The sequence below is a fragment of the SAR324 cluster bacterium genome (assembly GCA_029245725.1).
GTDB lineage: Bacteria > SAR324 > SAR324 > SAR324 > NAC60-12 > JCVI-SCAAA005.
Genome location: JAQWOT010000132.1, coordinates 1 through 5,119, shown reverse-complemented (window position 1 = coordinate 5,119; position 5,119 = coordinate 1). Strand labels below are relative to the sequence as shown.

Below are 5,119 nucleotides of genomic sequence, written 5' to 3'. Positions count from 1 at the left end.
CAACATAGCAAAATCTGTTTTTCCGAAAGGATGATGCATCCAACTCGAAAGTTCAGCAGGGTCCCTGACAGTTCCACGCAGATGTCACTCATCACCCTCTATTGAAGATACTTTCCTTCGTTTGCCTTTTCGGAATCCATTTAGGATAAGAGTATGGGAGTCAGGATTTCAGTGATGAGAAGATCTGCAAGCACAATCAACCCGAACCCAATATTGATCCGAATCAGTAGCTGCATGACTTCAGGCCACCTGCTCCTGAGCTCTGCTCGTTCGTCCTTCAACCAAAACCACTTATATCCAAGAAATAGCAAAACAGGTGTGTGCAGGGCGATCCAAATTAGCGGATAAAACATTGCTTCTTTATTGGAGGACTCAGCTCAACAAACAAAGTCGGGACTATAATTCTTTGACAAGAATATACCCCAGAACCACGAAGATGAGAATAATGACTATGAATTTCATATCCTTAGGAGATTGGCGTTATAATTTCATCAAACTTAAGTTCAGTACCAAGCTAAATGCTTCTGTAATTTTAGGCTCGAACAGTAGAACCTACTAGCAACTATATTTGAATCAAGCTACCAAGGATCACTAGCGATAGTTTGATCAAAATTTTCTATCAACAAATTCCACCTGAATAAGTTGATCCAATCAATTAATTGTAAAGCATGGCGAAACATGTGTAAGACAACCATCGCTGACGAGGTCCTAAATTTCTGGTTCAAAGAGTGTACTCCCGAACAATGGTACAAGAAGGATGCTGATTTTGATGTGTTAATTTTCAGACGTTTTGAAACCACAGTTTCTTCAGCGCTGAGGGGAGAGATGGAAGCATGGCAAACTGATTTGAATGGATGTCTTGCGGTAATCCTAATGTTGGACCAGTTCACCAGAAACATTTTCCGAAATACGCCCAAAGCTTTTTCAGGAGATGGAAAGGCCCTAAAATTGAGTCTTGCCTGTAATGACAAGGGATACCTAGAGCATGATAATCCCACTTATCGTCAGTTCATGTTGATGCCGATGATGCACAGTGAAAATATCGCCATTCAGGATCAGTCTCTACCACTGTTCAAGGAATTCACCAGCGAGCGCATTTATGAATATGCCATCAGGCATCGAGACATTATTCAGAGGTTTGGACGATTTCCTCACCGCAATCAAATGTTGGGGCGCGTATCAACTGAGGAAGAAATCGAATTCCTCAAACAACCTGGATCCTCATTTTAAGAATGCCAGTTGGAGTTCAGGGGCCTACCAGTTTATTTGAAAAGAAAATCACTGTTCACAATTACGGTTGTTGATTTCTCCATCAAGTATCACAGTCTTGCAGAATTTGACATTCCAAGCTTGGCTCGCAAGGTCGATGTTGGTTCCTCTGAAGTAAGCTCCACTAAGATTGGCATCATCCAATTTGGCTCCTGTTAACTGTCCTCCCCGAAAGTCCACAGTTTTTTGGCAAGTAGATCCAAGTCATACTGTTTGTAGGCAAATATCGGACTTTCCAGCAAATAATTGATCAGTAGCAGGACTGAAAACTGACTCAATAGAATCAGAGTTTTCATCTTCATTTTCTCCTACAGGGGAATATCATTTTGAACAAATTGTTTAATTGATTGGATCTGAGCAGATAAGTTTTAGATGAGTTAGGAAGAAAACAAGAAGTTCATTCAAAGCTCATTGATCAACAGAATTTGACCTGATTATATCATACTTTTGCTCCTAATTTTGAAGCTTGGACGAGATTTTAGGCTGATTCTTGCCAACATCCCCCCAATCTCCTCCAAAATATTTAGGAATGTTTTATAAATGTGACATCATGTTTTTGTTGAAACTTCATCAGAAACGATTTCTTCAGTCAAATTTGTCGAGGCAAACAATGTCACAGCAAGACTACCTAAACAGCATTCATGATCATGATTCATTCACTTTCGAAGACGACTCAGAACAGCTTCGAGATAATCCCCACTTGGGTAAAGAATTGAGCATCCTTTATTTCAAACATCAGGAATCGGAACAGACCTCATCCAAGGAGGTTTGAATTTATTTTTTTAACACAACACTCACCGAACCTTGAGATTTCAAAGTCTGCTGTGAAGGCCTGAAATCTCAAGCTAACCCTCCTGCCTAAACACAAACTTTCACCAATCATCTCTGCAATCAGAGGAAGTCTTTGCTTGCTTCTTGAACTCATTTTAATGAAATCTGGCGTAGTTCATTTCTTTTAGAGAAGAATGCACCGCTCTTCTTGAATGACACGCTTCTCTAAGATCATTTTTCATAATCTGATTAGCTGAGTTCTTCAATGTCCAAGTTGACTATCGTTGCCCACATTACCCTACACCCAGAAAAAATTGATTTTGTCAAAACTGAATTGGCTAAGATGTTTCCAGTCACCCGCGCTGAAGAAGGTTGCTTGCAGTACGATCTACATCAAGATAACAAGAATCCTGCCTACTTAATGATCTATGAGAACTGGACTTCTTATGAAACCTGGCAGGCACACATGAATGCCGAGCACATGGCCGTTTATCGGAAATCCATCGAAGGTTGTGTGATGGAAGCCAAAATTCATGAGATGACTCACTTGATCTAACAACGGCAAATGATTCGCTCCAGATTCTATTCGTGGATTTGAAATTTTGCTCAGGGTTGAATAATGCCCCAAAGATCTTCCGTAATTTTTTCGAGGAACCTAGACTTGAAGTGCATTAAGCAGTTAGTGTCAATGCTGACAAGGATAGTATTGATTTGGGTAATTCCCTCCACAGTTGTTCTGGCTTCAACTGATGCCTTCCAACGATCTCAGGTTGGACCTGTTGGTCTATTGAAAGACCCTTGGGAAATACTCTATGCTCCCAACGGTAAACTATGGATCACAGAACGGAGCAAGGGAGAAGTTTCTGAGGTGGACCCTCAAAGTGGTGTCAAACGGAAGTTGTTGAAAATTGAGGACGTCTATCCCTTCGTTGGACAGGCTGGCCTCCTAGGAATGGACCATCACCCCAATCTTGGCAAGGGAGTCAATGAGGATTGGGTCTATTTGACATATACCTACCAATCAGGGGACAGACCCTTCCAAAAACTAGTACGCTACAGATATGAAAATCTGAATGATCTTGGGCAATTTGTGGATCCCATAATTTTGCTGGAGAACTTACCTTCCAGCAACGACCACATTTCTGGTCGGCTTAAGGTAGGTCCTGACAAGAAGATTTACCTGACCATCGGGGATATGGGTTCTAATCAATTTGGGAACAAGTGCAAACCGATTGAATCACAAAGAATACCCACCTCCGAAGAAATCCAGCAGCAAGATTGGTCCGCCTACAAGGGAAAGATCCTCCGAATCAATCTTGATGGTAGTGTTCCAATCGACAACCCGCTCATTTCGAGGGTACAAAGTCACATATATTCTTATGGGCATCGCAATGCCCAGGGATTAGCTTTCAGTAAGAATGGTGATCTTTTCTCCAGTGAGCATGGACCCAAGTCGGATGACGAGTTAAACCGAATTGAAGCAGGAATGAATTATGGCTGGCCGCATATCGCAGGTAAACAAGATAACCAGGCTTATACCTACTGTAACTGGTCAACTCATCCCTCCTGTGAAGCTCTGAAATTTAGTGATTACTTCTGTCCGAAGTCAATTCAAACCAACTTAGAATCCGATTGGTATCATTACAACTTTAAAGAACCCTTACAAACCTTCTTCACAGTTCCTAATGATCATAATTTTAGACAGCAATCCTGTAGGCACGAGTTCATTTGTTGGCCCACTATAGCCACTTCAAGTTTGGAAACCTATGGGTCAGACAATATTCCCAATTGGTCTTCATCTCTGTTGGTCGTGAGTCTCAAGCATGGGCAACTTTACAGACTCAAGTTGGATAACTCCCGTTCTCGAATTGAAGAGAGTCCAGAGTCGTTATTTCGGACACAAAATCGCTACAGAGACATAGCAATCCATCCTGATGGCAAAACTTTCTATCTCATCACAGACAGCGAGGGACTGACCAAAGCGAGTCAAGGAGGGAGTACGAAAGACCTTCATCATCCTGGAACGATTCTTCAGTTTCGTTACCAAGATACTCACTGAACGATAAGTGAATACCTCTGCAAGAAACCTGTAATTTCCTACAAATTTGGATCTTAGACTCATCAAAAGATCATTTCAGAAAACACTTCAACGACTGAAACTAGAGCTTTTTGATTTCTAGTTAAGCTCGTGGCTTACAGCAAGTTTTAAATGCAGGAATATTCGGTGCATTCCCCCAGATCAATTTACTTCCATTCTAATCGCAAAATCTGGGGGGATATGCGAACAACCATCACTGCGTTTACGATCTCGATAATTTTTTTGCTGATCAGTTCCAGCACGCTATTTGCCTGTCATCTAGGAATTTGGGCAGGAGCATGGACCGTTGGACACAAGCAAAATCGGGTAGGGGTCAATCCGACACCACCCACCACTATTTTCGAAATTTCTACTGAATTAACAAAAACCTCTTCCGACCATACGACAGCTAGTTCCTACGCCACCACAGACTTTACCATCATCACCACGAACTGTGACTGGAAGAGTGCAAACATCGAGAAGTTCTTTAACGAAAGCTATGAGGAAATTGCGGAGGAAAGTGCCCAAGGTTCAGGCACTCATCTTGAAGCCCTTGCTTCATTGACAGGGTGTCCCACTGATAAATACTCAACTTTTGAGCGAGTGATGCATCAGAACCATCAGTACGTCTTTGCAGCAAATGAATATGATGGCTCGATTGAGAACCTCTTTAACGTGCTAAATTCTGAAGAGCAGTTGCAAACCTGCCTCGAGAGTTCTTAACCACCCCTTGCCAATCATATCCACTGGCTAATCAAGTGCTGCCTGTAATGCCCCCAATTCTAGGTTAGGAAAGTGTCTTGGTAGCAGTTAAACTCCATGGTTAGACTTTGGTCTGGATGACTTCCCGAAGAATATCCTCAGCAACTCTCTGTTTACAGCCACAATCAGTGAGCGTATTGTTTCATCAGAATAACACCACTGAAACCTTCATATGGCCGATCGATTTTGACGAAATAAGATGAGAAGCAAGTTCAAATTTAGAAACTTTAGCAGGTGTAG

The 5,119-nt window shown here is 41.9% G+C and carries 7 protein-coding genes; 5 read left to right on the top strand and 2 right to left on the bottom strand.

Going from position 1 to position 5,119, the window contains the following annotated elements; translation table 11 throughout:
* Positions 1 to 678: 678 nt before the first annotated feature.
* Positions 679 to 1,230 carry a DUF924 domain-containing protein gene (locus P8O70_05955; GenBank protein MDG2196420.1) on the top strand — a complete coding sequence of 184 codons (552 nt, stop codon included), beginning with the start codon at positions 679 to 681 and terminating at the stop codon, positions 1,228 to 1,230.
* Positions 1,231 to 1,278: 48 nt separating this feature from the next.
* On the opposite strand, the gene P8O70_05950 is transcribed toward P8O70_05955, so the two are convergent.
* Complete coding sequence (locus tag P8O70_05950) at positions 1,279 to 1,413, bottom strand: hypothetical protein (protein ID MDG2196419.1); 135 nt, start codon at positions 1,411 to 1,413, stop codon at positions 1,279 to 1,281.
* Between the two features lie 11 nt (positions 1,414 to 1,424).
* Complete coding sequence (locus P8O70_05945) at positions 1,425 to 1,565, bottom strand: hypothetical protein (protein MDG2196418.1); 141 nt, start codon at positions 1,563 to 1,565, stop codon at positions 1,425 to 1,427.
* A 314-nt stretch (positions 1,566 to 1,879) separates the two neighbouring features.
* Here P8O70_05945 and P8O70_05940 point away from each other — a divergent pair, with 314 nt between their 5' ends.
* From P8O70_05940 to P8O70_05925, 4 genes are all read left to right on the top strand, one after another.
* The gene (locus P8O70_05940) at positions 1,880 to 2,041 is read left to right on the top strand and encodes a hypothetical protein (GenBank protein ID MDG2196417.1); all 162 of its coding nucleotides are present in this window, start codon (positions 1,880 to 1,882) and stop codon (positions 2,039 to 2,041) included.
* Between the two features lie 264 nt (positions 2,042 to 2,305).
* On the top strand, positions 2,306 to 2,596 hold the full coding sequence (locus P8O70_05935; GenBank protein MDG2196416.1) for a putative quinol monooxygenase: 291 nt from the start codon (positions 2,306 to 2,308) through the stop codon (positions 2,594 to 2,596).
* A gap of 132 nt (positions 2,597 to 2,728) precedes the next feature.
* On the top strand, positions 2,729 to 4,099 hold the full coding sequence (locus P8O70_05930) for a PQQ-dependent sugar dehydrogenase (GenBank protein MDG2196415.1): 1,371 nt from the start codon (positions 2,729 to 2,731) through the stop codon (positions 4,097 to 4,099).
* Positions 4,100 to 4,318: 219 nt separating this feature from the next.
* On the top strand, positions 4,319 to 4,840 hold the full coding sequence (locus P8O70_05925; protein ID MDG2196414.1) for a DUF3015 family protein: 522 nt from the start codon (positions 4,319 to 4,321) through the stop codon (positions 4,838 to 4,840).
* The last annotated feature ends 279 nt before the right edge of the window (positions 4,841 to 5,119 follow it).

What these genes read in the sequence shown, in the direction of transcription:
- P8O70_05930 (MDG2196415.1), top strand. Translation starts at nt 2,729, where the DNA reads ATGCTGACAAGGATAGTATTGATTTGGGTAATTCCCTCCACAGTTGTT.
- P8O70_05925 (MDG2196414.1), top strand. Translation starts at nt 4,319, where the DNA reads ATGCGAACAACCATCACTGCGTTTACGATCTCGATAATTTTTTTGCTG.
- P8O70_05945 (MDG2196418.1), bottom strand. Translation starts at nt 1,565, where the DNA reads ATGAAAACTCTGATTCTATTGAGTCAGTTTTCAGTCCTGCTACTGATC.
- P8O70_05935 (MDG2196416.1), top strand. Translation starts at nt 2,306, where the DNA reads ATGTCCAAGTTGACTATCGTTGCCCACATTACCCTACACCCAGAAAAA.
- P8O70_05955 (MDG2196420.1), top strand. Translation starts at nt 679, where the DNA reads ATGTGTAAGACAACCATCGCTGACGAGGTCCTAAATTTCTGGTTCAAA.
- P8O70_05940 (MDG2196417.1), top strand. Translation starts at nt 1,880, where the DNA reads ATGTCACAGCAAGACTACCTAAACAGCATTCATGATCATGATTCATTC.